The organism is Streptococcus sp. SGI.013 (assembly GCF_050315295.1).
In the GTDB taxonomy this organism is placed as follows: domain Bacteria; phylum Bacillota; class Bacilli; order Lactobacillales; family Streptococcaceae; genus Streptococcus; species Streptococcus porcorum.
Genome location: NZ_JBNPOS010000005.1, coordinates 14893 through 41544, shown reverse-complemented (window position 1 = coordinate 41544; position 26652 = coordinate 14893). Strand labels below are relative to the sequence as shown.

27 protein-coding genes and 1 pseudogene are annotated in these 26652 nt (G+C 37.0%); 19 read left to right on the top strand and 9 right to left on the bottom strand.

From position 1 onward, the window contains the following. Window positions 1-62: 62 nt before the first annotated feature. Together guaC and ACQRDX_RS02200 are read left to right on the top strand one after the other, a co-directional pair. On the top strand, window positions 63-1046 hold the full coding sequence (gene guaC / locus ACQRDX_RS02205; protein WP_427894020.1) for a GMP reductase: 984 nt from the start codon (window positions 63-65) through the stop codon (window positions 1044-1046). Window positions 1047-1235: 189 nt separating this feature from the next. Next, window positions 1236-1817, top strand: coding sequence for a xanthine phosphoribosyltransferase (locus ACQRDX_RS02200; RefSeq protein WP_427894018.1), 582 nt, complete (start codon window positions 1236-1238; stop codon window positions 1815-1817). An 89-nt stretch (window positions 1818-1906) separates the two neighbouring features. On the opposite strand, the pseudogene ACQRDX_RS02195 reads toward ACQRDX_RS02200, so the two are convergent. The 4 genes and pseudogenes from ACQRDX_RS02195 to ACQRDX_RS02180 form a co-directional block, all read right to left on the bottom strand. Beyond that, a pseudogene (locus ACQRDX_RS02195) lies at window positions 1907-2458 on the bottom strand (NADPH-dependent FMN reductase); the annotation flags it as partial. 36 nt (window positions 2459-2494) lie between these two features. Further along, on the bottom strand, window positions 2495-3094 hold the full coding sequence (locus ACQRDX_RS02190) for an NADPH-dependent FMN reductase (protein WP_354367912.1): 600 nt from the start codon (window positions 3092-3094) through the stop codon (window positions 2495-2497). Window position 3095: 1 nt separating this feature from the next. Then, complete coding sequence (locus ACQRDX_RS02185; RefSeq protein ID WP_427894016.1) at window positions 3096-4040, bottom strand: FAD:protein FMN transferase; 945 nt, start codon at window positions 4038-4040, stop codon at window positions 3096-3098. 141 nt (window positions 4041-4181) lie between these two features. Further along, entirely contained in the window at window positions 4182-4364 is a 183-nt protein-coding gene (locus ACQRDX_RS02180) for a 4-oxalocrotonate tautomerase (RefSeq protein WP_427894014.1), read from the bottom strand. Between the two features lie 140 nt (window positions 4365-4504). Here ACQRDX_RS02180 and ACQRDX_RS02175 point away from each other — a divergent pair, with 140 nt between their 5' ends. Genes ACQRDX_RS02175 through ACQRDX_RS02130 form a run of 10 tightly spaced genes read left to right on the top strand, consistent with a single transcriptional unit; the run spans window position 4505 to window position 14352 of the window. Beyond that, on the top strand, window positions 4505-5074 hold the full coding sequence (locus tag ACQRDX_RS02175; protein WP_427894100.1) for a thymidine kinase: 570 nt from the start codon (window positions 4505-4507) through the stop codon (window positions 5072-5074). Between the two features lie 22 nt (window positions 5075-5096). After that, window positions 5097-6176, top strand: a complete 1080-nt coding sequence (gene prfA / locus ACQRDX_RS02170; RefSeq protein WP_427894012.1) for a peptide chain release factor 1 — start codon at window positions 5097-5099, stop codon at window positions 6174-6176. Beyond that, window positions 6177-7013, top strand: coding sequence for a peptide chain release factor N(5)-glutamine methyltransferase (gene prmC, locus ACQRDX_RS02165; protein WP_427894010.1), 837 nt, complete (start codon window positions 6177-6179; stop codon window positions 7011-7013). Next, window positions 7006-7608 carry an L-threonylcarbamoyladenylate synthase gene (locus ACQRDX_RS02160; RefSeq protein WP_427894008.1) on the top strand — a complete coding sequence of 201 codons (603 nt, stop codon included), beginning with the start codon at window positions 7006-7008 and terminating at the stop codon, window positions 7606-7608. The genes prmC and ACQRDX_RS02160 overlap by 8 nt, the downstream gene beginning before the upstream one ends. Further along, window positions 7605-8036 (top strand): GNAT family N-acetyltransferase, encoded by a 432-nt coding sequence (locus tag ACQRDX_RS02155; RefSeq protein ID WP_427894006.1) that lies wholly within the window; start codon window positions 7605-7607, stop codon window positions 8034-8036. Before ACQRDX_RS02160 ends, ACQRDX_RS02155 begins: the two co-directional genes overlap by 4 nt. Window positions 8037-8059: 23 nt before the next feature. Continuing rightward, entirely contained in the window at window positions 8060-9322 is a 1263-nt protein-coding gene (glyA, locus tag ACQRDX_RS02150) for a serine hydroxymethyltransferase (RefSeq protein ID WP_427894004.1), read from the top strand. Further along, a complete protein-coding gene (locus ACQRDX_RS02145) occupies window positions 9322-10293 on the top strand; it encodes a nucleoid-associated protein (RefSeq protein ID WP_354367900.1) in 972 nt (323 codons plus the stop codon). The genes glyA and ACQRDX_RS02145 overlap by 1 nt, the downstream gene beginning before the upstream one ends. A gap of 1 nt (window position 10294) precedes the next feature. Next, the gene (locus ACQRDX_RS02140) at window positions 10295-10900 is read left to right on the top strand and encodes a lysozyme family protein (RefSeq protein WP_427894002.1); all 606 of its coding nucleotides are present in this window, start codon (window positions 10295-10297) and stop codon (window positions 10898-10900) included. Continuing rightward, window positions 10901-12616: an ABC transporter ATP-binding protein gene (locus tag ACQRDX_RS02135; protein WP_427894000.1), complete on the top strand. Its 1716-nt coding sequence runs from the start codon at window positions 10901-10903 to the stop codon at window positions 12614-12616. It begins immediately after the preceding gene. Then, window positions 12616-14352, top strand: a complete 1737-nt coding sequence (locus ACQRDX_RS02130) for an ABC transporter ATP-binding protein (protein WP_427893998.1) — start codon at window positions 12616-12618, stop codon at window positions 14350-14352. The genes ACQRDX_RS02135 and ACQRDX_RS02130 overlap by 1 nt, the downstream gene beginning before the upstream one ends. A gap of 33 nt (window positions 14353-14385) precedes the next feature. Here the strand turns inward: ACQRDX_RS02130 and ACQRDX_RS02125 are convergent, their stop codons facing one another. The 4 genes from ACQRDX_RS02125 to ACQRDX_RS02110 all read right to left on the bottom strand — a co-directional run bounded on the left by ACQRDX_RS02125 (window position 14386) and on the right by ACQRDX_RS02110 (window position 18038). After that, window positions 14386-16104 (bottom strand): phospho-sugar mutase, encoded by a 1719-nt coding sequence (locus ACQRDX_RS02125; protein WP_427893996.1) that lies wholly within the window; start codon window positions 16102-16104, stop codon window positions 14386-14388. A 150-nt stretch (window positions 16105-16254) separates the two neighbouring features. Next, a complete protein-coding gene (locus ACQRDX_RS02120; protein WP_354367890.1) occupies window positions 16255-16824 on the bottom strand; it encodes an ECF transporter S component in 570 nt (189 codons plus the stop codon). After that, window positions 16817-17362 carry a phosphopantothenoylcysteine decarboxylase gene (gene coaC, locus ACQRDX_RS02115; RefSeq protein ID WP_354367888.1) on the bottom strand — a complete coding sequence of 182 codons (546 nt, stop codon included), beginning with the start codon at window positions 17360-17362 and terminating at the stop codon, window positions 16817-16819. The genes ACQRDX_RS02120 and coaC overlap by 8 nt, the downstream gene beginning before the upstream one ends. Beyond that, complete coding sequence (locus tag ACQRDX_RS02110; RefSeq protein ID WP_427893993.1) at window positions 17355-18038, bottom strand: phosphopantothenate--cysteine ligase; 684 nt, start codon at window positions 18036-18038, stop codon at window positions 17355-17357. Before ACQRDX_RS02110 ends, coaC begins: the two co-directional genes overlap by 8 nt. Before the next feature lie 152 nt (window positions 18039-18190). Between ACQRDX_RS02110 and ACQRDX_RS02105 the strand changes: the two genes are divergently transcribed. Both ACQRDX_RS02105 and ACQRDX_RS02100 read left to right on the top strand, forming a co-directional pair. Further along, window positions 18191-19096 carry a phosphodiester glycosidase family protein gene (locus ACQRDX_RS02105; RefSeq protein WP_427893991.1) on the top strand — a complete coding sequence of 302 codons (906 nt, stop codon included), beginning with the start codon at window positions 18191-18193 and terminating at the stop codon, window positions 19094-19096. Continuing rightward, window positions 19071-19481, top strand: coding sequence for a hypothetical protein (locus ACQRDX_RS02100; RefSeq protein ID WP_427893989.1), 411 nt, complete (start codon window positions 19071-19073; stop codon window positions 19479-19481). Before ACQRDX_RS02105 ends, ACQRDX_RS02100 begins: the two co-directional genes overlap by 26 nt. Window positions 19482-19662: 181 nt before the next feature. Here the strand turns inward: ACQRDX_RS02100 and ACQRDX_RS02095 are convergent, their stop codons facing one another. After that, entirely contained in the window at window positions 19663-20490 is an 828-nt protein-coding gene (locus tag ACQRDX_RS02095) for an LPXTG cell wall anchor domain-containing protein (RefSeq protein ID WP_427893987.1), read from the bottom strand. A gap of 347 nt (window positions 20491-20837) precedes the next feature. Here ACQRDX_RS02095 and ACQRDX_RS02090 point away from each other — a divergent pair, with 347 nt between their 5' ends. From ACQRDX_RS02090 to cls, 5 genes are all read left to right on the top strand, one after another. After that, on the top strand, window positions 20838-21851 hold the full coding sequence (locus ACQRDX_RS02090) for a glycosyltransferase (RefSeq protein WP_427893986.1): 1014 nt from the start codon (window positions 20838-20840) through the stop codon (window positions 21849-21851). A gap of 130 nt (window positions 21852-21981) precedes the next feature. Then, entirely contained in the window at window positions 21982-23652 is a 1671-nt protein-coding gene (locus ACQRDX_RS02085; protein WP_427893984.1) for a formate--tetrahydrofolate ligase, read from the top strand. Window positions 23653-23796: 144 nt separating this feature from the next. After that, window positions 23797-24408: a DUF5052 family protein gene (locus ACQRDX_RS02080; protein WP_354367874.1), complete on the top strand. Its 612-nt coding sequence runs from the start codon at window positions 23797-23799 to the stop codon at window positions 24406-24408. 2 nt (window positions 24409-24410) lie between these two features. Beyond that, the gene (locus ACQRDX_RS02075) at window positions 24411-24914 is read left to right on the top strand and encodes an N-acetyltransferase family protein (RefSeq protein ID WP_427894098.1); all 504 of its coding nucleotides are present in this window, start codon (window positions 24411-24413) and stop codon (window positions 24912-24914) included. A gap of 63 nt (window positions 24915-24977) precedes the next feature. After that, window positions 24978-26516: a cardiolipin synthase gene (cls, locus tag ACQRDX_RS02070; protein ID WP_427893982.1), complete on the top strand. Its 1539-nt coding sequence runs from the start codon at window positions 24978-24980 to the stop codon at window positions 26514-26516. Window positions 26517-26652 lie beyond the last annotated feature (136 nt).

The window sequence follows — 26652 nt, the reverse complement described above, 5'->3', positions numbered from 1 at the left end:
TGAGACTGCCTAGCGATGCGGTTACGCATAGGAAGGTCATTTTTTACTCAAGGAGACAAACTATGCTTAATGAATTTCGAGTTTTTGACTATGAAGATGTCCAACTTATTCCAAATAAGTGTATTATTAACAGCCGTTCAGAGGCAGATACAAGTGTGACATTAGGGAATCATAGTTTTAGATTACCCGTAGTTCCAGCAAATATGCAAACTATTTTAGATGAAGATGTAGCTGAGTTACTTGCGAAAGATGGTTATTTTTACATTATGCACCGTTTTGATGAAGAAGGTCGTATTCCTTTCATTAAACGTATGCACGATCAAAACTTGATAGCTTCCATCTCTGTAGGTGTCAAGGAGTATGAATACGAATTTGTATCAAGTTTAAAAGCAGATGCTCCGGAATACATTACAATAGATATTGCTCATGGTCATGCTGACAGTGTCATTAAAATGATCAAACATATCAAAAAGGAATTACCAGATACTTTTGTGATTGCAGGGAATGTAGGGACTCCAGAAGCTGTCCGTGAACTTGAAAAAGCAGGTGCAGATGCGACCAAAGTAGGGATAGGGCCTGGAAAGGTTTGTATCACTAAAGTTAAGACTGGTTTTGGAACAGGTGGTTGGCAGTTAGCTGCTCTACGCTGGTGCGCAAAAGCTGCAACAAAACCAATCATTGCTGACGGAGGTATTCGTACGCATGGAGATATTGCTAAATCTATTCGATTTGGTGCTAATATGGTCATGATTGGGTCTCTATTTGCTGGGCATATTGAAAGCCCAGGTAAAACTGTAGAAGTTGACGGGGAATATTTTAAAGAATATTATGGTTCAGCTTCTGAGTATCAAAAAGGGGAACATAAGAATGTTGAAGGGAAAAAAATCTTACTCCCAACAAAAGGACATTTAGTAGATACCCTAATTGAAATGGAACAAGATTTACAAAGTTCCATTTCTTATGCGGGCGGACAAGATTTATCTAGTCTTAAGCATGTTGATTATGTTGTTGTGAAAAACTCCATTTGGAATGGTGATTCCATCTAATAGGAATTGCTCCAAAAAGACACTAGGAAAGTTTAAGTTTCCTAAGTGTCTTTTTTGTATGATGAAGTTTTTTAGTAGAAGGTTTTATGATAAGTTTTAGCTCAAATAGAATTTTTTGAAACTTTACTTTTTGCTTTACTTATGTCATAATTTTACTAAATCAAATTGCTTATCAGAAAGAGGTATCCTATGAAGTTGTTAGAAGAGCGTATTTTAAAAGACGGTCAAGTATTGGGAGAAAATATCCTTAAAGTTGACTCTTTTTTAACTCACCAAGTAGATTATCAGTTGATGAAAGAAATTGGAAAAGTATTTGCTGATCATTTTAAAAATGCGGGGATTACAAAAGTTGTCACAATTGAAGCATCTGGTATTGCTCCAGCTATCTATGTTGCTGAAAGTTTAGGATTACCGATGGTTTTTGCTAAAAAAGCAAAGAATATCACGATGACAGAAGGTATTTTAACAGCAGAAGTTTATTCATTTACCAAACAAGTTACTAGTCAAGTTTCTATTGCCAGTAAGTTTATTTCTCAAGATGATAAAGTATTAATTATCGATGATTTTTTAGCAAATGGACAAGCTGCAAAAGGATTGATTGAGATTATTACGCAGGCAGGTGCCGAGGTTGCAGCAGTTGGGATTGTAGTTGAAAAATCATTCCAAGATGGTAGAGAGCTTCTGGAAAAAGAAGGTGTTAATGTCGTTTCGCTCGCTCGCTTGGCTGCTTTTGAAAATGGTCAAGTTGTGTTTACTCAAGCTGATATTTAAAAAAGTATTTGGACGATAAAACCTCACCCTAACAGCTAGGTAGAAAGAATCTAGCTGTTAGGGTGAGGTTAATTTTTTAACACTTTTTATTTAAATTGTTCCGCAACTTTAACGAATTTGGCAAACTTGCCTAAACCTTGTCCTAAGAATGCGACAGTTGGACCATCTTTTAAGTCACCTTGTGGATTGAACGCTTCTTTTACATTGCCAAGTAAGAACTCATGCCCAGGCATAACTAAGGCTTCTAAACCAGGAGCATCGAGAATTTGGCGTAAGTGTAATTGTGCTCGAGCAGCTCCTTGATCGAAATAAGAGGCCCCTAGTACCATAACAGGTTTATTCTTGAAAGGATGTTGCTCAAATGAAAGCCACTCTAGGGCATTTTTTAAGCAAGATGGGAGGGTACAATTATGTTCAGGAGTTGTGATGATGACACCATCAGCCGTTGCAATTTTTTCACGTAGGTTATTAACAGCAGGATCATCAATAAAGCTAGCATCACTTTGATTAAAAAGTGGAACATCTTTAATTTCTAATACTTCTAACTCAAAAAGGTAGTCGAAGTGTTTTTTTATATATTGAAGTAGGATACGATTATATGAGAAGTCAGAATTTGACCCTACAATACCAACGATTTTCATGTTTTTACTTCCTCTTAATTTTTCTATTGATCTAGCTTACCAGTTATAAGTTTCAGTTTCACCGAGATGATATAGTTTTGCTGAAGGTAGTTGTTTGATAACCTCGATGTAATCCAGGAAATTATCAAAAATAATTTCTAATTGTTCAATGCGTTTAGGATCTAAAAGATAGCCACTACTATTAAATGCTTCTTGTGCATATGGGAGTAAAAACTCAGAGCTTGGCATAACACAGGCACGTAGTTGAGGAGCATCAAGGATTTGGCGAAGTTGTGCTTGCGCACGTGATGAGCCAAGAGGTCCATAAGATGCCCCCGTGATGAGTACGGGTTTGTAGCGAAGAGGACGCTTGCCAAGCGATAGCCATTCCAGTGCACTTTGGAGAACAGCAGGTACAGCGTGATTATATTCGGGTGTTCCAATGATAAGTGCATCTGCATCTAAAATTTTATCAGCAAACACTTCGACTATCTCAGGGACATTGCCATCAGCAGGTTTATTAAATGCAGGGAGATTTTTAATTTCCAAAAGTTCAATATCGGCTTTTTCAGCGAAATAACGTTGAATAAATTCTAGTAATGTGCGATTGGTAGACTGATCGGAGTTAGTTCCAACAAGGGCGATAATTTTAGGCATATTAACCTCTTTCTTTAGTGTGGTATAAATAAGGGAGGATGGACGGCGAAGCCGTTATTTTTTTGTTTTTGGTGATACAGATAAAGGCCAAATCTTTATTAGATTTGATGTGCCTGTAAAGTTCAGAAGGCGCTTGACCAAACCAGCGAGAAGATAGAAGTTCGGCTTCCAGAGCACTTGGTGCAATGATAGTCAAACTGGTCATATCTGTTTTGATGGGATAACCTGTCATAGGATCTAAAATATGGTGATAGACTGCATTTTGGTGTGAGAAATAACGTTCATAGATGCCACTAGTTACAATAGCTTTATTTCTTATACCAAGTAACAAGACTTCTTTTTTTAATTTTGATGAGGGGTCTTGGATGCCGATTTGCCAATTACCATCTTGTCTTTTAGGATTAGGACCATAAGTGAGGATATTTCCTCCTAGATCAATCAAAGCAGCTGATACAGCTTGTTTTTTTAAAAAATCCAGGAGTAAATCAGCAATATAACCTTTTGCTAGAGCTCCTAAATCAATTTCCATTCCTTTTTGACGTAAAAAAACCTTTTTATCTTGTTTTGAAAGGATAATATCTTTGGGATCTGTTAGCTTCAATTTTTCACGAATGACAGCAGTTTCTGGAAGTTTAGCGTTTCTAAACCCAATTTTCCACTCTTTTACCAAAGGACCTATGGCAATATTTAGGCGGGAACCAGCTATCAAGCTATTTTTTTTCCCAAACTCTATCAGATGAAAAAGATCTTTGTGAACAGAGCGAGAGTGAGAACCTGCTGCATGATTCACTTGCATCAATTCAGAATCTAGATCATTAGCGCTAAATCTCTTTTCCAAGTAAGCTAATAGTTCAAAGGCTTCTTCTAAAATGGGGAGTGGATTAGAAGAAAAGATAGTGATGCTCACAAGAGTTCCCATCATCTTTTGTGATTTTTGGTGAAACATACTTTCAACCTTTCTGATGAACTATCTATATGATAGCGTTTTCTATACTTAAAATCAAGCTATATCGCTAAAGATCATAGTACAAAAAAGCTAGAATTGATATTCTAGCCTTTTTGATGTATAAGTTTGGTGGAATAAGGCTTATTTTTTCTTCATTTCACCTTGTGGGTAATAAGTTCCTTCAGGCATATCGTTGATAAAGACGTGAATAGCTTCTTTAGGAGCTTTAGCGATACGTGAAACCACCTCGGTAACTTCGCGTGCAAGTTCAATTTTTTGTTCTTCTGTGCGACCTTCAAAAAGATCAATTTTAATAAATGGCATAAACTATCTCCTTAGAAAAGTATAGCTTTATTTTAACATAAATGAAACAAAAAGCATAGAAAAATTCCTCATCTTAGCTAGTGCTTATTCTATTATTTTGTGATAAAATGGATAGGATATTAGTAGAAGGTGGCGGGAAATTGGCTCAATTATATTATAAGTACGGGACCATGAATTCTGGAAAAACTATCGAAATCTTAAAGGTTGCACACAACTATGAGGAGCAAGGGAAACCTGTTGTGATTATGACTAGTGCCTTGGATACACGAGATGGTTTTGGAATTGTCTCTAGTCGTATTGGGATGCGTCGAGAAGCTGTTGCAATAGAGGAAGATACAGACATTTTTGGTTTTGTGCAATCCATCACTCCGAAACCCTATTGTGTTTTAGTTGATGAATCTCAATTTTTAAGACGCCATCATGTTTATGATTTGGCTAGAGTTGTTGATGAGCTGGATATTCCGGTTATGGCTTTTGGTTTAAAAAATGATTTCAGAAATGAATTATTCGAAGGTTCAAAACAATTGTTGCTATTAGCTGATAAAATTGATGAAATTAAGACGATTTGCCAATATTGTTCTAAAAAAGCAACCATGGTTTTAAGAGTTGAAAACGGTCAACCAGTTTATGAAGGTCATCAAATTAAAATCGGGGGGCATGAGTCATACATATCTGTTTGTCGTAAACACTACTTCACACCCGAAATTTAAGAATAAAAGGAGATAAGAAATAATGAATATTTATGATCAGTTACAAGCAGTAGAAGATCGATACGAAGAGTTAGGTGAATTATTATCAGATCCTGCAGTTGTGAGTGATACCAAACGTTTTATGGAACTTTCAAAAGAAGAAGCCAACACACGTGAAACTGTGACTGTTTATCGTGAGTATAAGCAAGTGATTCAAAATATCAAAGATGCTGAAGAGATGATTAAGGATGCATCAGGTGATTCAGAGCTAGAAGAAATGGCTAAAGAAGAGCTCAAGGAATCAAAGGCTGCCAAGGAAGAGTACGAAGAAAAACTCAAAATTTTGCTACTACCTAAAGATCCCAATGATGACAAAAATATTATCTTGGAAATCCGTGGTGCAGCAGGTGGTGATGAGGCGGCCTTATTTGCTGGTGATCTTTTGAGTATGTATCAGAAGTATGCAGAAGGTCAAGGTTGGCGTTTTGAAGTTATGGAGGCATCATACAATGGTGTTGGTGGTATCAAAGAAGTCGTTGCGATGGTTTCAGGTCAGTCAGTTTATTCAAAACTAAAATATGAGTCTGGTGCACATCGTGTGCAACGTGTTCCTGTGACAGAAAGTCAAGGTCGAGTTCATACTTCAACGGCAACTGTTCTTGTTATGCCAGAAGTAGAAGAGGTGGAATACGATATTGATCCAAAAGACCTTCGTGTTGATATCTATCACGCATCTGGTGCTGGTGGGCAAAACGTCAACAAGGTTGCCACAGCAGTCCGTATCGTTCACTTGCCAACCAATATTAAGGTTGAAATGCAAGAAGAGCGTACTCAACAGAAGAACCGTGAAAAAGCGATGAAGATTATTCGTGCACGAGTTGCTGATCACTTTGCGCAAATTGCCCAAGATGAGCAAGATGCAGAGCGAAAATCTACCGTTGGTACAGGGGATCGTTCAGAGCGTATCCGTACTTATAATTTCCCACAAAATAGGGTGACAGACCACCGTATTGGTTTGACACTTCAAAAACTTGACACTATCTTATCTGGAAAGTTAGATGAAGTCGTTGATGCTTTGGTTTTATATGATCAAACACAGAAGTTAGAAGAGTTGAATAAATAAATGGTAACGTATGGACAAGTTATTGGCCAGTTGGAGAGCAAATTAGAAAGTGTAGGTGAGGAAAAAGAGGCCCTCACCTATGTTTTTCAAGCTTTAAAAAAATGGTCCAAAACACATCTTATTTTAAGTCTGAATCAAGAGATATCTGTAGAAGATCAGCACTTACTTCAGCAAATTGCTAGAGATTTATTACAGCATTATCCTCCTCAATATATCATAGGGAGTACTTATTTTTGTGAGTTGTTATTAAAGGTTGACGAACGTGTTTTAATTCCAAGACCAGAGACAGAGGAGTTAGTTCATCTAATCTTGAATGAGAATCCCCATCAAACCTTAAAAGTTTTAGATATTGGAACAGGGAGTGGTGCCATTGCGCTTGCACTAAAGAAGGCACGGCCTAATTGGGAGGTCTATGCAGCCGATATTTCAAATGAAGCTTTGGATTTAGCTCGTGAAAACGCAGAGCTAAATCAACTAGAGATTACCTTTATGCAGTCTGATGTTTATAGTCGTATCGTGACATCGGATTTTGACATTATTGTGTCAAATCCACCCTATATATCCTATAAAGATAAGGAAGAAGTTGATCTCAATGTCCTAAGGTCTGAACCCCATCTTGCCTTATTTGCAGAGGAAAATGGTTTAGCAATATACCGTCGGATTATTTCGGGGGCTTCAGAGTTTTTGAAAGATGGAGGAAAGCTTTATTTTGAAATTGGTTACCAGCAAGGAGACGATCTTACCCTTCTTGTAAGAAACTATCTGGGTTCAAAGCGTGTACGTGTTCTAAAGGATATGTTTGATCAAAATAGAATGGTTGTGGTCGATAATGGATGATTTAAAAAGAATATTAAATTCTGGAGGAGCCGTTATACTGCCAACAGAAACGGTTTATGGTATCTTTGCTAAAGCTTTAGATGAAGAAGCGGTTAACAGGGTTTACACCTTAAAGAAAAGACCGAGAGAAAAAGCATTGAATTTAAATGTTGGAAATTTTGAGAATATTTTAAAATTTTCTAAAAATCAGCCAAAATATCTTGAAAAAGTGTATAATAGGTTTATGCCAGGTCCATTGACCATTATCCTGAAAGCAAATGACAATGTTCCTTTTTGGGTTAATTCTGGACTGGATACTGTTGGATTTCGTCTTCCCAATCACGAACAAACCTTACGTTTGATCTCAGAGACTGGCCCACTTATTGGACCGTCCGCCAATATTTCAGGAAATGAAAGCGGCAAGAAGTTTTCGGACATCCAGGCACAATTTTCAGTTGATTTGCCTGGCATTGAGGATGACCAAGCTCTGACAGGTATTGATTCAACGATTTTGGACCTTTCTGGACAGAAAGCGCGGATTTTGCGCCAAGGTGCTATCAGCCGCGAAGAGATTCAGAAAGCCATTCCCGAAATAGAATTTGAGGTAGTTTCATGATTCGTCCCATTGAGAAAGGTGACTTGGCAGTCATCAGAGAAATCAATGCTCAATCTTTAGGGTATGATTGTTCATTGGAACAAACTGAGCGACAGTTTTTTAGATGCACGAGTACATGGGGGCATATCTTATTGGTCTATATAGATGACATAAGTGGTGCAGTGCAAGGCTATATACACGCACAAGTCTATGAAAGTCTCTATTCGGATACAGGCCTCAATATTCTCGGACTAGCTGTTTTGTCTAGTCATCAAGGACAAGGGATTGGAGCAAGTCTGCTGAAAGCCGTTGAGCAAATTGCACAGAAAGAGGGCTACCATTTTATTCGCCTCAATTCTGCTGAAAGTCGTCTCCAAGCCCATCTTTTCTACGAAAAGAATGGCTATCACTCCGATAAAATGCAGAAGCGTTTTATCAAGCACATTTAGCCCAATACAAAGGAGTACCGTATATGATTTTTGACAAAGTTAACTACAAAGAATTTGATAAAGAAGTTTGGGAAGCTATCCAAGCTGAAGAAAAACGTCAACAAAATAATATCGAATTGATTGCGTCTGAAAATGTTGTTTCGAAAGCTGTGATGGCAGCCCAAGGAACTTTACTCACCAACAAGTATGCTGAAGGTTACCCTGGTAAGCGTTATTACGGTGGTACGGATTGTGTCGATGTTGTGGAGACCTTAGCAATTGAGCGTGCCAAGGAAATTTTTGGTGCAAAATTCGCTAATGTTCAAGCACATTCAGGAAGTCAAGCCAATGCAGCTGCTTACATGGCTTTGATTAAGCCAGGAGACACTGTGATGGGAATGGACTTATCAGCGGGTGGACACTTGACGCACGGTGCAGCTGTGAGCTTTTCTGGACAGACTTATCGTTTTGTATCATACTCTGTTGATCCAGATACGCATTATTTGGATTATGATGCCATCTTGGAACAAGCCAAGGAAGTACAACCTAAATTGATTGTTGCAGGAGCGTCTGCTTATTCACGTACTATTGATTTTGCCAAATTCCGTGAGATTGCTGATAGCGTAGGTGCTTATTTAATGGTAGATATGGCCCACATTGCTGGGTTAGTAGCATCTGGTCATCATCCAAGTCCTGTTCCATATGCACATATCACCACGACAACCACTCATAAAACGCTTCGTGGACCGCGTGGTGGCCTTGTTTTAACAAATGATGAAGATTTGGCAAAAAAAATTAACTCAGCTATTTTCCCTGGTTTACAAGGTGGTCCTTTGATGCATGTGATTGCAGCTAAAGCAGTGGCTTTCAAAGAAGCTCTCGACCCAGAATTTAAAGTGTACGGCGAGAATGTGATTAAGAATGCTCAAGCTATGGCCGATGTTTTCCTAAAACATGATAAATTCCGTGTCATTTCTGGTGGTACGGATAACCACCTCTTCTTAGTCGATGTGACAGGAGTAGTTGAAAATGGTAAAGTAGCTCAAAATATTTTAGACGAGGTTAATATTACCTTGAATAAAAATTCTATTCCATTTGAAACGTTATCACCATTTAAAACATCAGGAATCCGTGTAGGTTCTCCAGCTATTACTAGTCGTGGTTTAGGGGTTGAAGAGTCTAGAAAAATTGCGGAATTGATGGTGAAAGCTTTGGAGAATGCAGATGATGCAGCTGTTTTAGCAGAAGTTAAAACTGAAGTTAAGGCCATTACAGATGCTTTCCCCCTTTATGAGAATTTAAACTAATGGATTTTTACATAAAAAAAATCATCATTCACCAGTTTAGCCCATCTGACACAGAATTATTTTTATCTAATCAAGAATTGGTTTTAACGCCTAAAATAGATGAATACTTTCGCAAGAAATTGTCGAAAGTATTTTCTGATGAAGCTAAACGTGGAGTGTTTGATGTAGAGAATGTTTTTTTAGAACAACTAACAGACGATTTTATCTCCTCTTCGGTGGCAGTGGCGAAACTTTGGAAAGAGGAGTTTGTCATTTCGGAAGATCAAAAAACAAATGATCTTGTTTTTATTCAATTTGATAAAGAAGGACAGGAATACTTTGCTTTTCTACGTATTGCTTTACGTGAAAATTTTGTGCATCTGAGTGATAGTGTAGATCCTATCAAAATGACACAAAATAATCTTCCTTCTGCAGCCCAAACGCCTGATGAGGCTCTGGTTGTTAATCGTTTAAGTAGGCAATATTATTTGATTGAAAAACGGATTAAGCATAATGGATCTTTTGCAAATTATTTTTCAGAAAATCTTTTGCAAGTTCAACCAGAACAGTCTGTCAAAAAATCGATTAAATTAATGGAGCAAACTGCTAAAAAAATTGCAGATAATTTTAATCAAGATGATTTTGGTTTTCAATCAAAACTTAAATCTGCCATCCATAAAAACCTAGAAGAAGAGCAGGTGCTATCTCCTGAAAAATTAGCTGATCAGTTGTTTGATAATAATTTGACGGCACGTTTAACTTTTGTAGATCAGTTAAAAGAAAGTATTCCAGAACCAGTTGAAATTTCTGATATTGATCACTCTCGTCAGCTTAAGAAATTTGAGAATCAAAAGTTGTCTCTATCTAATGGTATCGAATTGATTGTACCTAATGCTGTTTATGAAGATGCAGAATCTGTTGAGTTTATTCAAAATGATGATGGAACGTATTCTATTTTGATTAAAAATATACAAGACATACAGAGTAAATAATATGATTAAACGAATTGGACAATTTATCGCTTTAATTTTTTTGCTATTTACTGTTTTTTATCTTTATCAAACCTATCGTAATGTTCAAAATGTTCTTTCCTATCGTTCTCTGGTACAAGAGGTTTTGGCAGAAAATGATACAGTAGCTAATGAGGAATTGGTCTTGGCAATGATTTACACCGAGACCAAAGGGAATGCTGCTGATTTGATGCAATCAAGTGAAAGTTCTACAGGTGTTGCCAACAGTATTACAGATAATAAAGAAAGTGTCCGTCAAGGCGTCAGTGTATTGTCTGAGAATTTAACTGAGGCTGGACAACAAGGTGTAGATGTTTGGACAGCAGTTCAAGCCTATAATTTTGGAAAAAACTATATTGCATATGTTGCCAAAAATGGGAAGGCAAATACAATTGCTGTTGCTAAAAAATATTCTAAGACGGTTGTTGCACCTAGTTTAGGAAATACTGAAGGACTTACTTATCGTTATTATAATCCTATTGCGCTTTATTATGGAGGTGGGGAGTTGTATCAAAATGGAGGGAATATTTACTATTCGAGACAAGTTCAGTTTAACCTTGTCCTTATTAAAATGTTGAGTGATTTATAGATGAAGCAGTTATTTAAATACTTTAGGGGGTATATCAAGGAGTCCATCCTTGCTCCCCTTTTTAAATTGTTAGAAGCATCTTTTGAGTTAATGGTGCCAATGATTGTGGCAACGATTATCGACAAGGCGATTCCAGCTAAAGATAATGGATTATTATTTAAAGATTTAATCTTCTTATTTGTTTTTGCGGTTCTAGGAATTATTGTTGCCATCACAGCCCAATACTATTCTGCTAAAGCGGCGGTTGGTTACACTGAAAAGTTAACATTAGCTTTGTATAAAAAGGTGATGCGTTTACCACGTTCATCGAGAGATCATATCGGCACTGCTAGTTTAGTAGCTCGATTAACTGGAGATACCTATCAAATTCAAACGGGAATTAATCAATTTTTACGCCTCTTTCTAAGAGCACCTATTATTGTATTAGGGGCAATCGTTATGGCGTTTACCATCAATGCTACACTAGCAATTTGGTTTGTCGGCATGGTGGTGGCTTTATTTATACTGGTTTATATGATTTCAAAAGTGGTAACACCTTTATATCATAAGATTCGTCAAAAAACCGATCAACTCATTTCCTTAACAAGAGAGCAGATAGAAGGTATGAGGCTGATCCGAGTTTTTAATGCTAAATCATTTGAGTTATCAGAGTTTGCAACTGTTAACCAAAAATATACCCAGGCACAGCTGAAATTAGGAAACTTATCAAATTTATTAACTCCTCTTAGTTATCTGATTGTAAATGGCACTCTATTACTGCTTTTGTGGCATGGCCACTTATTAATCTTAGATGGTCATATTAGCCAAGGAAAGATAGTGGCTCTAATGAACTATCTTCTTCAAATTTTAGTAGAATTATTGAAATTAACAATGCTATTGACCTCTTTAAACCAGAGCTATATAGCAGCTAAACGTGTTCAAGCAATTTTTGATGAAAAAGAAGAAGATCTATATGATTCTTTACCAATCAAATATGATGAAGAGTTAATCTTGAAAATTGTTGATCTGTCATTTACTTATCCAACAGCAAGGCAATCGTCTTTAAAAAATATTTCTGTTTCCGTAAAAAAAGATGAGATGTTAGGGATTATTGGTGGGACAGGTTCTGGAAAATCAACCTTGATAACCTTGATTGCAGGCTTATATCAGCCTACAAGTGGTGAATTAGATCTTTTTTATGAAGGGAAAAGCCCTAAGAATCTGTTTATCTGGAGGGAAGGGATTGCGATTGTTCCACAAAAGGCAGAATTGTTCAAAGGAACAATTAGAGAAAATCTGACACTTGGTTTAACCAGAAAGTGTTCTGATAGTGAGTTGTTTGAGGCATTGAAAATGGCAGAGGCTGATGAATTTATTAAAGAAAAAGGTGGTTTAGATAGTATAGTAGAAACCTTTGGTAGAAATTTTTCAGGAGGTCAACGTCAGCGCTTGACCATTGCGAGAGCACTTTTGAGAAAATCCAAATTATTGATCTTAGATGATGCTACATCAGCACTAGATTATCAAACGGAGAGTCGTCTCTTATCGAATTTAAAGCAATTAGCTGATACCAATCTGATCGTCATTTCGCAAAGAACAAGAAGTCTAGAGACAGCACAGCAAATACTGGTCTTAGATAAAGGTCAACAGGTTGCTTTGGGAAACCATCAAAAACTTTTGGAAGATTGCTCTATTTATCAAGAAATCTATCATTCACAAGAGAAAAGGAGTTCATGATGCGAGCAAAACAACCTAGAACAATTTTTTATCGTTTACAGCAAGATTTTTTAGAAAAGAAAACTTTATTTTTTCTAGCTAGTTTATTAACCTTAATTCAGGTTATTTTGACGCTTTATCTGCCCGTGTTGATTGGTCAATCAATTGATCACTTATTGGACAAAGGGGAGGCTCATCGATTAATTTTACTTATTGGTCAGATGCTTGGTGTTATTCTGCTTAATGTGATCATTCAATGGGTGAATCCAATACTATATACACGCTTGGTTTATGAATATATTTTTCGCTTAAGAGAGAAAGTTATGAAAAAAATTCATGAACTCCCGTTATCCCAACTTGATCAACATAGTATCGGAGATATGGTCAGTAGGGTAACAACTGATATTGAGCAATTAGCTAATGGCTTGTTAATGATATTTAATCAGTTTTTAGTTGGTTTTTTGACCATCATTATGACGATGATCATGATGGCGAACATTGACTTTTTAATGATGGGGATGACGATTGTTTTAACTCCTTTGTCTTTATATTTAGCACGTTTTATTGCGAATCGAAGTTATGTTTTTTTTGGTCAACAAACTCAAAAAAGAGGCCAACAAACGCAATTGATTGATGAAAGTATTTCTCAGGAAGATTTGATTCATAGTTTGGGTGCTCAGGAAGATTTTATTAGACGCTTTAAAAAGACTAATGAACAATATGCTCAGGCATCAAAACAAGCTATTTTTTATTCTTCAACAGTTAATCCTTCTACTCGTTTCATCAATGCTTTGATTTATCTGTTGTTAACAGGTGTTGGTGCCTTACGTATTATGTCCGGAGACTTATCGGTAGGGCAATTAACAACATTTTTAAATTATGTTAACCAATATACCAAACCATTTAATGATATTTCATCAGTGCTATCAGAGATGCAAAGTGCCTTAGCTTGTGCAGATCGCCTTTACAGTATTTTAGATTTACCAAGTATGGTAGAGAGCGTTGAACACTCAACGTTTAGGATGCAATTAGGTCAGGTTAGTTTTGATAGAGTTACCTTTGGTTACGATAAGGAAAAGCCGTTAATCAAGGACCTATCTTTAGATATTCCTGCAGGTGCCAAAGTAGCTATTGTAGGTCCGACTGGTGCGGGAAAATCAACTTTAATCAATCTTTTGATGCGTTTTTACGATGTTGACAATGGTCAGATTCTAATTGATAACGTTCCCCTAGAAGAGATTCATCGTGAGATTCTTTATCAAGATATGGGGATGGTTCTCCAAGAAACATGGCTGAAAACGGCAACTATTCATGATAATATTGCTTATGGTACCAAAAATGCTAGCCGATCCGATGTCATAAAGGCAGCAAAAGCCGCAAATGCTGATTTTTTTATTCAACAGTTACCAGATGGTTATGATACCTTTTTAGAGGATGGCGGGCAGTCGTTATCACAGGGGCAACGGCAATTGATCAATATTGCACGTGTATTTTTGAAATCTCCCAAATTTCTTATTTTAGACGAGGCAACATCATCTATTGACACACGAACAGAGCTTTTAGTACAGTCTGCTTTCGAGCGTTTAATGGATGGAAAGACCAGTTTCATTATTGCCCACCGTTTATCGACTATTGAACATGCAGACCTCATTTTAGTGATGGTGGATGGAGATATAGTAGAGCATGGTAGTCATTCAGAGTTAATGGATAGAAAAGGCGTTTATTACGGTTTACAAACTGCAAATATAAAAAATTGAGGTTAGGATATTTCCTAACCTCAATTTTTTATATTATTTAGTGAAGCTATTGATTTCTTGTTCAATATTAGCAATTTTTTCTTCAGCTTCTGCTAAAGTCTCACCAACTGTTGCGATGTAAAACTTGATTTTTGGCTCAGTTCCTGAAGGACGAACGGCAAACCAAGAGTCATCTTCGAGGGTATATTTGAGAACGTCTGATGGAGGAGTAGTCAATTTAGTGACATTTCCAGACTTATCCGTTTTCGTTTGAAGAGCGAAATCTTCAAATACCACAACATCTGTTCCGTTAAATTGTTCTGGAGAATCATCACGGAATTTAGTCATGATTGCCTTAATTTGCTCAGCCCCATCTTTACCTGAGAGAGTAAGCGAGATAGTTTTTTCAGCGAAATAGCCATATTCTTGGAAGATTTCATCAATACCATCAGCTAAGGTCATACCACGTGAGCGGTAGTAGGCGGCGATTTCAGCTACCATAAGAACGGCTTGGATGGCATCTTTATCACGTACAAATGGTTTAATCAAGTAACCAAAACTTTCTTCAAAACCAAACATGTAAGTGTGGTTGTGTTTTTCTTCAAATTCTTGAATCTTCTCTGCAATGAACTTGAACCCAGTCAAGACATTAAACATGGTTGCGCCATAGCTTTCAGCAATCTTGGTCACCAATTCAGTTGATACAATTGATTTGGCAAGTGCTGCATTTTCTGGAAGAGTACCAGCTTGTTTATGAGCTTCAAGAATATACTTGGCAATAATAGCTCCAATTTGGTTACCAGATAGGTTCCAGTAAGAACCATCGGCTTGGCGAACTTCAACACCAACACGGTCAGCATCAGGGTCAGTTGCAAGGAGAACATCTGCACCAACTTCACGACCTAATTCTTCTGCTAGTGCAAAAGCCGCTTGGCTTTCAGGGTTCGGTGATGCAACTGTAGAAAAGTCTGGATCAGCAGTTGCTTGTGCTTCAACAACTTGAACAGATTCAAAGCCGGCTTGAGCAAGGGCGCGCCGTGCTAACATTTCACCTGTACCATGTAGAGGAGTATAGACAATTTTCATATCTTTTCCATACTCTTCAATCAATTTAGGATTAATGCTGAGATCTTTTAATTCTTCAAGGTATTTAACATCTGTTTCCTCACCTAAAACAGTGATCAAGCCATTTGATTTGCTATCTTCTAAGTCAGCTAACTCTACTGTAAAAGGATCTTGGATAGAGCGGATATATTCCGTTAATGCACTAGCATCCGCAGGAGGCATCTGTCCACCATCTTCACCGTAAACTTTATAGCCGTTAAATTCTTTAGGGTTATGACTGGCTGTTACCATGATACCAGCAATGGTATTGTAGTGACGTACAGCGAAGGAAAGTTCAGGGGTTGGACGAAGACTTTCAAAGACATAGGATTTGATACCATGTGCCGCTAAAACTTGAGCTGACTCAAAGGCAAACTCTGGAGAAAAGTGACGAGAGTCATACGCGATAGCTACACCGCGTTTTTTGGCTTCCTCACCTTTTGATTCCACTAATTTTGCCAAACCTTCAGTAGCCTGACGAACCACATAAATGTTGATGCGGTTAGTACCAGCTCCAATATAGCCACGCATACCAGCTGTACCAAATTCAAGATTGGTGTAAAAAGCATCTTCTTTTGTTTTTTCATCCATCTCTACTAATTCTGTTCGGAGATAGTCAGGTAATCCTGTAAAGTCAAGCCATTTTTGGTAGTTTTCCGTATAAGTCATAGTATTCTCCTTTAGGTTTTTGTTTTATAACCGCTTTCATTATACCACTTTCAATAAGAAAATGGAATACTAATTTTTTAAGTTTATCCTTATTTTTAGTTTGATAAAAACCATCTGTATCGATCTTGTAAGTTGATACAGATGGTTTTGTCATTTTTTCAAAGATTCTATGCGTGGAATGATAGTAAAAGTTAGCAGGCTTGCGATAAGCATTTCTGCTATTGAGTTAACAGATACGATTCCAGCTAACAGCAATTCAATGTTTCCTTGATAAACATTGGAGAAAAAGATAAAAATGCCCAATAAAACAAAGATGGTATTTGTTAAAGTCCCTGTTAATCCAGACAAAATTAATCCGATTTGATTCGGAAGCAATTTATAGACAAAGTAGGGAGTGATTCCGATTAGGACACGTGGCAGGATAGCAATGATCAGAGAATAGAAATTACCATGTGGTACAAAGGGGCTAAAGACATAAGAGAGTGGCGAGATGATGATGGTATTTCGGATAACGCTCATAATTCCCATAAACAAACCAAGTTTCGCTCCTACTTTAGGTCCATATAAAACGGAGGCAATGATGATGGGAATATGTGTGATAGTGGGTTTGATCGGCAAAGCCAAAAAACTAAATACAAGCTGACTGAGGACCTCAATAATGAGCATGGTGGCAATAAAGATTGCTAGGGTTGCGACATTGGAGGCTGATTTTCTATTCACTTAAAGTTTCCTCGATTCTTTCAATAATAGTGGTTAGATCCGCCAAAGCTCCGCGACCAATATCACCGCAGGCTAGTAAGCTTGATCTTGGTTCGATAATAGAGTAGCCTAACTCGGATAAAAGAGAAAGGTTGTTTTGTGTGATAGGATTATCAAACATCTTTGTGTTCATAGCGGGTGCGATAAGCTTAGGTGTTTTTAATGGCAGTGCAAGTGCAGTAGCTGTGACCATATTATCTGCAAAACCATGTGCTAGATGAGCAATGGTATTAGCAGAAGCAGGTGCGACCAAAAATAAGTCTGCTTGTTTTGCGAGTTCGATATGGTTGACTATCTTAGGGTCGGGTTCAGACATGACATCTAAGTGGACAGGATTTTTAGAAAGGACTTGTAAGGTTAAAGGTGTGATAAAATGTGTTGCCGCCTCAGTCATCATAATGTGAAGAGAGTAACCTAATTTGCTTAGTTGACTGGTTAGATCAGCTGCTTTATAAGCAGAGATGCTGCCAGATACGGCGAGTAAGATAGTCTTAGGCATGTTGTGTTATCCTTTCATAAAGCTTTTGCGCAATAGCTTTTTTTGAATTAACCTTTTCTTGTCCATCAGCATCTACAATATAAGCATGATGTTGATTATCTTTTATTTGACTTAAATCGTTGGCAACAATAATATCAGCTTTATTTTGTCTCAAGCTAGATTTAGCAACATCTAGTAGTTCTTGCTCTGAGACTTCTACTAGTAGTTTAAAGCCGATTAGGAAAATGCTAGGATTCCATTTTTTTATCAGACTGATAATTTTAGGTGTCTTTTTTAAAAATAACACTTGGTAGTCACTAGAAGAAGAGATTTTATTTTCAGAATTTGTTTTAGATATTAGCTGCTCTGGGGAGTGTTTTTCAAGCTCAGAAATGTCTGTCATATAAACAGGAGTATAATCAGACACAGCCATACTATGAATGATAGCATCGTGTTTAGGAATTTCTTCTTTCATGACTTTGAGTAAGTCTGATACGGTTTCAATAATAATAAGGGTTAAATGGTGGTGGGGATTGGGTTTTAGAGATGTTTTGGTAGTAATTAAAGTAACATGATGATGATTTTCTAAAAATGTTTCAGCTACGGTTTTACCCAGTTGACCTGTTGAGTGATTGGTAATGCCACGCACGCGATCAATAGCCTCGGTGGTTCCACCTGATGTAATCAAAATTTTCATAGACATATTTTACAAAAAAAAAACGTTTTCGTAAACGATTAGCTATGATAGTCTTAAAATTTTCTTAATAAAATATCGAGCTATGGGGAATTTAAGATTTCTTTTAAGGTTTTTCATTATCATAGTCTCATCAACAACAAAGCGAGGTCAATATGAAATTTGTAAAAAAGCATGCCTATGCTATATTATTCAGTACCGCTCTTTTAGGAGCGAATACTTATTCTCTTCTTAAAACTTTTGTTATCCCGTCAGCTGTAACTGCAGTGGCAGAGACAGCTACCTCAACCTCCAGTAGTACAGCATCTACTGGAACAGGTGAGGTGACACAAACAGATACGAGCTATAAGGATGACAATATTAGTGTTAACATTGAGACGTTAAGAAAGAGCGACACAACTGTGTATGTCGCAGATATTCAAGTTTCAAGCTCGGAATACTTAAAAACAGCCCTAGCGCAGAATACTTACGGTACTAATATTACAGATACCACATCAAGTATCGCCTCTACAAATAATGCCATCTTTGCGATCAACGGGGATTATTATGGAGCTAATGAGACAGGTTATGTCATTAAAAATGGCGTACTTTATCGTGATACAACAAGAAGCTCAGACTATGAAGATTTGGTTCAGTATAGTGATGGCACATTTGGTGTTATTTCTGAAGAAGAACAAACAGCTCAAGAGTTATTAGATAGTGGAGTCATCAATACCTTTACATTTGGACCAACTTTAGTTAAAGATGGAGAGATTGCTGTTTCAACTTCAGATGAGGTGGGACGTGCCATGTCAGACAATCCACGTACAGCTATCGGTATTATTGATGAAAATCACTATATTATTATCGTTTCAGACGGTCGTACAGATGAAAGTTCTGGATTGACATTATATGAGATGGCAGAATTGATGCAATCATATGGTGTTAAATTAGCTTATAACCTCGATGGTGGTGGATCTTCAACAATGTACTTTAATGGAAAAGTTGTCAATAACCCAACAACAAACGGAAATACAATTCAAGAAAGAGCGGTGAGTGATATTGTTTACATTGGTTACTAATAAAAGCAAACAAAAAGCGGTATGGATCTATTTAGGACTAACCATTTTCAGTTTAGTGTTTACATGGGTCTATGAACAGTTTTCTTACGGAGAATCATCCATTTATATGCGTTTGATGTTTTTATCTCCCTTGGTCGGCACTGTATCCTATATTTTAGCTCAAACAAAAATAACGTGGTTACGAACAAGGTTATCAATGTTATTTTGGAATTCCAGTTTGGCTATCATTGCAAGTGCCTGTTTGGTCCGTGGAATTATTGAGGTTTCAGGACGTAGCACAACTATTGATCAACCGTATTGGTGGGTAGCAGCATTTTTTGCGGCCTTAAGTTTAGGAGTGTCTGTCTTTTCTCTTCCTAAAAAAACACAAGCTACTTCTCAATAGTAGGGAATAGTCTAAAATTGATAAAATACATACACTAAAAAAGGCTGGGTAAAAAGCCCAAAGCCTATTCTCAGAGTTCACCTTATTGCCAACCTTAAACTGTTTCTTAAATAGTTTGAGGTGTGTGGAGGTGGACTTTTTTATTTGTTAAATTATTTCCTGCTTCCTTTATAGATTAAGTCTATTTTTGAGATTTAAAACGGTAAAGAACACAACATGCTATCCCTAAAATAGCGACTCCCAATGTAGTTAGAAATGAGATATTTTCTCCAGTTAGTGGTAAGGTTTTTCTTGGTTTTGTCTGAGTAGTGGAAGAAGTTGTTTGACTGTTACTTTCTTGACTACCTTGATTATTGTTAGATTTTTCTGAAGAATTATCTGTGCTTACTGCAGTGGATGTTTCTTGTTTCTCATCTGAACTTGGAGTTTGAGATCTAACAAAAGTGGTGAAAACTGAGTAAATTGGTTGGCTATAGTCTATTTGATGAGTAGGACCGTACCAATTAGCATAGATGAGTTGTGTCCCATCATAAATAAATCCTTCCTCGATGGTATTGCCTTCTGGAATCCAGCCGCCACGTCCGCTGACTAAACCAGTTCCATCCCCTTCTGCAATGATATAAGTACTGGTATCAATCTGTCTTAAACTAGAGATAGATTTGCTGACCAGCTGACCATTTGGGTAATAGGCGGTATATGTCCCAGAATTTGAAAAAGTTACATAAGTAGGAACATTTTCATGTACTTGCCCATCGCTAACAGGTACCCAAGTTCCAACGAAGTCGGCTGGGAAAGCAATCAGATGATCATTTGTTTCTGTCTGAGTGGCATTAGTAAAAGAAGATGGGGTTGAGCTATCTACAGTATCAGTAACCATGCTAGAACTAACACTTTGGCTACTACCTGCCTCCTCTGCAAAAACAGGAGGATTTCCGTAAAAATTGTTAGATAAGGTGGCTAAACTAAGAACGGTAACAGTTGCTAACATCATTTTTTTGGCTTTCATCATAACATCTCCTTTGTTTTTCTAAAGTGATTATATCACTTCTGTAACAAAACTGCAACATTTTGTAAAATAAAAAACATAATTCTGATTTTTTATTTGAAGAAACGATGTTTAAGTTTCATTTAAGCGCGGGTTTAGAAAGCTTTTAGGAATCTGATATAAGATATAATCAAGAAAATTTGATAGAAAATAGTTACTCAGAAAGTGAGTCAACACAATGGATATTTTTACAGTCAATAGGAATTGAGGGATGTCGATGAGAGAAATTTGGTTAACTTTGTTAAAAGAAGTGATTATGATGATGCAATAATAAATTACTAGCAAGAATGAGAGACAGAGAGGAAAAATAGATGTATATTATTATCCCAGCTTATGAACCTGATGAAAGATTGGTAGCAGTTGTAAGAGATGTTAAGCAGGAACTTAATGCTGAAGTTATAGTAGTGAATGATGGAAGTGGAAAAGAGTACCATTCCTATTATCATATGTCTGAAAAGTTAGGTGCTGTTGTACTTGAACATGACGTGAACAAAGGAAAGGGAGCGGCACTTAAAACTGCTTTTGATTATATCTTAGACCATTCCGAAGAAAGAGAATGTGAAACCGTTGTAACAGTTGATAGTGATGGACAACATTTGATTAAAGATATTATCAAAGTAGCACATCAAGTTCAAAATTACCCCAACAGTATTGTACTAGGGGCACGCGCATTTGTCGGAAAAGTACCATTTAGAAGTCGTTTCGGTAACAAGGTGACCGCATTATTATTTAAGTTAGTGACAGGAGAGCCAGTAACGGATACTCAAACAGGCCTTCGAGGGATGACAACAGATCTTCTTCCTTGGTTATTAACCTTAGAAGGTGAACGATTTGAATATGAATTTAATATGCTACTGGAAGCTAGCAAAGCAGGGTATCATTTAGTTGAAGAACCTATTGAAACAGTGTATTTAGAAGAAAATAAAAGTTCACATTTTAGACCGATTCAAGATTCAGTGAGGATTTATGCACCGTTTTTAAAGTTTATAGCAAGCGCTAGTGCAGCGGCTCTACTAGACGCGGCTATGTTCTTTATTTTGATGAGCCTGACTAATCATTTGCTTCTTTCAGTTGTAGTTGCACGTATTATTAGCGCTTCTCTCCAATGTTTTTTAAATGCAACAGTAGTCTTCAAAAGTCGAAAAAATCCAATCCAAGGTATTGTTAGATATGGTGTGCTGGTTTGTGTGATTTTGATGTTTAACTATTTGTTGATAACAGGTTTGGTGAGTTTGGGAATTGCTATAACAATCGCTAAATTTCTGACAGAGCTAGTTTTATTTCTCTTTAGTTATCGCGTTCAAAAAACAATTGTTTTTGCGTAAAATGGATAAAGCACCGGATTCGGTTCTTCTTAAAAACACGAACGAATTTATAAAATAGTAAAATAACGTGCGTTTTATTTAGGGTCATGATATAATAGAGATAATAAAAAAGGAATTTAGGAGTTTCGCCATGAAATCTGATATTGAAATTGCTCAAAGTGTTGTGTTAAAGCCGATTGCAGAAGTTGTTGAAAAAGTTGGTATTACTTTCGATGACCTTGAACTTTATGGTAAATATAAAGCAAAGTTATCCTTTGATAAAATCAATGCCATTAAGGATCAAAAGCCAGGTAAGTTGATACTTGTTACGGCTATCAACCCAACTCCTGCTGGTGAGGGGAAATCAACAGTAACCATTGGATTAGCAGATGCTCTTACAAAAATTGGTAAAAAAACCATGATTGCACTTCGTGAACCGTCACTTGGTCCTGTTATGGGAATTAAAGGCGGGGCAGCTGGTGGAGGTTTTGCGCAGGTTCTTCCTATGGAGGACATTAATCTTCACTTTACAGGAGATATGCATGCGATTACGACTGCTAATAATGCACTTTCTGCTTTGATTGATAATCATATTCACCAGGGTAATAATATTGGAATTGACCAACGTCGCATCATTTGGAAACGTGTTGTGGATCTTAATGATCGAGCTTTACGTAAAGTAACGGTTGGTCTTGGTGGTCCCTTAAACGGTGTTCCGCGTGAAGATGGTTTTGACATCACGGTGGCTTCTGAAATTATGGCCATTTTGTGCTTGGCGACAGATATAAATGATTTGAAAGAACGTTTAGCGAACATTGTCATTGGTTATCGTTTTGATAGAAGTCCGGTTTATGTTCGTGATTTAGCAGTAGAGGGTGCTTTGACACTTATTCTAAAAGATGCAATTAAACCAAATTTGGTTCAAACTATCTATGGCACACCAGCATTTGTACATGGCGGTCCTTTTGCTAATATCGCACATGGTTGTAACTCAGTTCTTGCCACATCAACAGCGCTTCGTTTGGCAGATTATACTGTGACAGAAGCTGGATTTGGTGCAGACTTAGGTGCAGAAAAATTCTTGGATATCAAGGTACCAAATCTTCCGACAACACCAGATGCTGTTGTCATTGTAGCAACACTTCGTGCCCTTAAAATGCATGGTGGCGTGGCAAAAACAGAATTATCTGAGGAAAATGTAGCGGCAGTTAAAGCTGGGTTTGCCAATTTGAAACGTCACGTAGAAAATATCAGAAAGTACGGTATTCCAGTAGTTGTTGCGATCAATGAGTTTGTTTCAGATACGGAAGAAGAAATCGAAGTCTTAAAAGAGCTTTGTGCGGAGATTGAAGTTCCAGTTGAACTAGCAAGTGTATGGGCAGATGGAGCAGATGGAGGTGTTGATCTAGCAAATGCTTTAGTGAATACTATTGAAACACAACCATCACATTACACGCGTCTTTATCAGTCTGATGATAGTTTAGAAGAAAAGGTAACAAAAATCGTCACTGAAATTTACGGTGGTCGAGGTGTTGTTTTTGAAAAGAAAGCGCGTAACCAATTGGTTGAGTTTGCTAAACATGGCTGGGATAAACTTCCTGTTTGTATGGCTAAGACGCAATACAGTTTCTCTGATGATCAATTTGCCTTAGGAGCTCCAAAAGACTTTGAGATTACGGTTCGTGAATTTGTTCCTAAGCTTGGAGCTGGCTTTATCGTAGCTCTTACAGGTGATGTAATGACGATGCCAGGTTTACCTAAAGCACCGGCAGCTCTTAATATGGATGTCGCAGAAGATGGATCAGCATTAGGGTTGTTCTAATAGGATTAATCATTGATACTCTGATGTTATACTAAAAACTCATATTCTATCACAGAGATTAAGTTAGTGATAGGATATGAGTTTTTTTGTTTTGTCTTAGTAAGAGAAAACATGTTAAAATGTAATAAAAAAGGAGGGGGTTAGATGAAAAAGAAATTATTACAAACGATAGTATTATTGTCGGCGATTTTATCTCTGACAGCTTGTCAATCCATAGAAAATTGGTGGAAAAATACCAAGGAAGAATGGGTTGGCTTGCAGATGACCGTTCGGACATATGATGAAAACTCTCAGCTGATTGATCAGATGACAGGGAAATCTTTGTCGATTTCTAGAAATGAAGAATTCGATTCGGTAGATAGCGAAGGGAATTCTAAAGCGGACTCATCGGTATTAAAGGTGACATTAGGAGAATATGAAATAGATCATGTTGGATCATCCTTGATTGCTTCAGAGGAAGGTTTGGAAGACTTGTTTACAAAATATCAAAAATCGGTGGATGTTAGCAATTATAACCATTCTATGCCGATAATTAATCAAATGGTTTCACAATTAAAAAATGATATGACAGGAAAAAAGAAGGTTATTCTTATTCGATCACAAAATGGAACTCCTCTTGCAACCTATGCTGGAAATAAAGTTTCCCTCTATGCTTCAGATGCCCCAAAAACGTCAGAATTATTAATTGATGGGAAACGTTTAATTATTTATCGTTGTGATTATACAATTTATGATAAGGCTCTATTGGAGGAATAATGGTGAAAATTCGTCAAGCTAAGACATCAGATGCTGCTGCTCTTGTTGGGATCTACGCTCCTTATGTCGAGGAGACCGCTATTACTTTTGAATATTTTGTTCCTAGTATTGAAGAGTTTGAAACTAGGATATTAAAGACTCTTGAAAAATTTCCTTACCTTGTAGCAGAGGAAAATGGTGAGGTGCTAGGGTATGCTTATGCTTCAACTTACTATGGGCGAGCAGCCTATGATTGGACGGTAGAGTTATCGGTTTATGTATCTAAGGCATCAAGAGGGAAAAAAGTTGGAAGCCATTTGTATGATGCTTTAGAGAGCGCTCTTAATCAAATGGGAATGGTTAATTTATTAGCTTGTATTGCCTTACCTAATGATCCTAGCATTCAGTTCCATAAGCAACGTGGCTTTAAACAAGTTGCACACTTTGAAAAAGTTGGCTATAAGTTTGGACAGTGGCATGATATTGTTTGGTTGCAAAAGCGCCTTCGAGATTGTAATGATATGTGATATAATAGAAAAAAAGCTTAGGAGGAGAAATTTATTAGTAAATCAAATAAAGTCAAACATCTTTTGACAAGAGGAAGGCGTAGTTTTTTACGTGGTATTTTTAGTCGAGGCACAGTAGTCATAGTATTATTAATTGTTCAGTTAGTCTTTTTGATTTCCTCTTTTATGTGGCTAGAACAATACCGCATTCAGTTGAGTATTTTATCTGTTATTTTGGTCTCTAGTTCAGTTCTTTATCTGATCAATAGTCAGATGGATACCTTATCTATCATTACTTGGCTATTGTTTATTCTTCCATTCCCATTATTTGGACCATTATTTTTGTTATATACCAAAAAAGATTGGGGCTACAGAGGGCTTAGAGCTTTGGTGAAGAGATCTATCGATGAGAGTCAACCCTATTATACCTTGGATCATACTGTCTTAGAAGAGCTAAAGGAACGTCACTCCACGACCTATAATTTAGCTAAATATCTTCATCGAAGTGGCGGTTTTCCAACTTATCGGGATACAAATGTGACCTATTTCCCATCAGGAGAAGCGAAATTTGAAGAGATGAAGCGTCAACTGAAAAAAGCTGAAAAATTTATCTTTTTAGAATACTTTATTATTGACGAAGGCTTAATGTGGGGTGAAATATTAGCTATTTTAGAGAAAAAGGTCAAAGAAGGAGTAGAGGTACGAGTCATGTATGATGGCATGATTGAGTTCTCAACGCTTTCTTTCGATTATGCAGAGCGTTTGCAAAAGTTAGGGATTCAAGCTAAAGCTTTTGCTCCTATTCGCCCTTTTGTATCAACTTATTATAACTATCGAGACCATAGGAAAATTTTAGTTATTGATGGGAAAGTTGCTTTTAATGGTGGTGTCAATTTAGCAGATGAGTATATCAATCATATTGAAAGATTTGGTCATTGGAAGGACACGGCTATTATGTTGGAGGGGCGAGCTGTTGAGTCTTTTACACTGATGTTTTTACAAATGTGGTCAACGAGTTCAAGAGATTACAATTACCAGAATTATCTGATTGATTATCCTAAACGACCTGAAGTCAATGGTTTTGTCATTCCTTATGGTGATTCACCGTTAGATCATGACAAAGTGGGAGAAAATGTTTATATCGATATTTTAAACCATGCACGAGACTATGTCTATATTATGACTCCTTATCTGATTTTAGATAGTGAAATGGAACATGCTCTTAAATTTGCGGCAGAACGTGGTGTAGATGTTCGATTAATTATGCCAGGTATCCCAGATAAGCCAGTGCCTTATGCTTTAGCAAAACGATACTATCCTGCTCTGCTTGAATCAGGAGTGAAGATTTATGAATATACGCCAGGTTTTGTTCATGCTAAGGTTTTTCTTGCAGATGATATTAAGGCAGTTGTCGGGACAATTAATCTTGATTATCGCAGTTTGTACCATCACTTTGAATGCGCGACCTACATGTATCGTGTAGATGCCCTTAAGGATATTAAAGCAGATTTTAAAGATACTTTAAAACAGTCTGACCTAGTAACAATGGACACCTTGAAAAATCTTCCCTTAAAGACAAAGATAATAGGGGTTGTTGTGAAATTAATCGCTCCGTTATTATAGGTTAAACTTGCAAATCCTTAGAAATTATGACATAATAAAGACATGCGATGAGTCGATTGTGGCTATGCCACTTTTGCGCTAGGGAGGTCAGTAACGCAGGAGCGGACTTTGTCAGATTGTGTGAACCGATTTGGCA

Bases quoted from the DNA above. Each gene is read 5' to 3' on its own strand.
- ACQRDX_RS02185 (WP_427894016.1), bottom strand. From the start codon at position 4,040: ATGTTTCACCAAAAATCACAAAAGATGATGGGAACTCTTGTGAGCATC.
- ACQRDX_RS02145 (WP_354367900.1), top strand. From the start codon at position 9,322: ATGGATTTTTACATAAAAAAAATCATCATTCACCAGTTTAGCCCATCT.
- ACQRDX_RS02135 (WP_427894000.1), top strand. From the start codon at position 10,901: ATGAAGCAGTTATTTAAATACTTTAGGGGGTATATCAAGGAGTCCATC.
- ACQRDX_RS02155 (WP_427894006.1), top strand. From the start codon at position 7,605: ATGATTCGTCCCATTGAGAAAGGTGACTTGGCAGTCATCAGAGAAATC.
- ACQRDX_RS02110 (WP_427893993.1), bottom strand. From the start codon at position 18,038: ATGAAAATTTTGATTACATCAGGTGGAACCACCGAGGCTATTGATCGC.
- ACQRDX_RS02140 (WP_427894002.1), top strand. From the start codon at position 10,295: ATGATTAAACGAATTGGACAATTTATCGCTTTAATTTTTTTGCTATTT.
- coaC (WP_354367888.1), bottom strand. From the start codon at position 17,362: ATGCCTAAGACTATCTTACTCGCCGTATCTGGCAGCATCTCTGCTTAT.
- ACQRDX_RS02160 (WP_427894008.1), top strand. From the start codon at position 7,006: ATGGATGATTTAAAAAGAATATTAAATTCTGGAGGAGCCGTTATACTG.
- ACQRDX_RS02190 (WP_354367912.1), bottom strand. From the start codon at position 3,094: ATGCCTAAAATTATCGCCCTTGTTGGAACTAACTCCGATCAGTCTACC.
- prmC (WP_427894010.1), top strand. From the start codon at position 6,177: ATGGTAACGTATGGACAAGTTATTGGCCAGTTGGAGAGCAAATTAGAA.
- ACQRDX_RS02130 (WP_427893998.1), top strand. From the start codon at position 12,616: ATGCGAGCAAAACAACCTAGAACAATTTTTTATCGTTTACAGCAAGAT.
- ACQRDX_RS02085 (WP_427893984.1), top strand. From the start codon at position 21,982: ATGAAATCTGATATTGAAATTGCTCAAAGTGTTGTGTTAAAGCCGATT.
- ACQRDX_RS02105 (WP_427893991.1), top strand. From the start codon at position 18,191: ATGAAATTTGTAAAAAAGCATGCCTATGCTATATTATTCAGTACCGCT.
- ACQRDX_RS02125 (WP_427893996.1), bottom strand. From the start codon at position 16,104: ATGACTTATACGGAAAACTACCAAAAATGGCTTGACTTTACAGGATTA.
- ACQRDX_RS02080 (WP_354367874.1), top strand. From the start codon at position 23,797: ATGAAAAAGAAATTATTACAAACGATAGTATTATTGTCGGCGATTTTA.
- glyA (WP_427894004.1), top strand. From the start codon at position 8,060: ATGATTTTTGACAAAGTTAACTACAAAGAATTTGATAAAGAAGTTTGG.
- ACQRDX_RS02180 (WP_427894014.1), bottom strand. From the start codon at position 4,364: ATGCCATTTATTAAAATTGATCTTTTTGAAGGTCGCACAGAAGAACAA.
- guaC (WP_427894020.1), top strand. From the start codon at position 63: ATGCTTAATGAATTTCGAGTTTTTGACTATGAAGATGTCCAACTTATT.
- ACQRDX_RS02200 (WP_427894018.1), top strand. From the start codon at position 1,236: ATGAAGTTGTTAGAAGAGCGTATTTTAAAAGACGGTCAAGTATTGGGA.
- ACQRDX_RS02095 (WP_427893987.1), bottom strand. From the start codon at position 20,490: ATGATGAAAGCCAAAAAAATGATGTTAGCAACTGTTACCGTTCTTAGT.
- ACQRDX_RS02090 (WP_427893986.1), top strand. From the start codon at position 20,838: ATGTATATTATTATCCCAGCTTATGAACCTGATGAAAGATTGGTAGCA.
- prfA (WP_427894012.1), top strand. From the start codon at position 5,097: ATGAATATTTATGATCAGTTACAAGCAGTAGAAGATCGATACGAAGAG.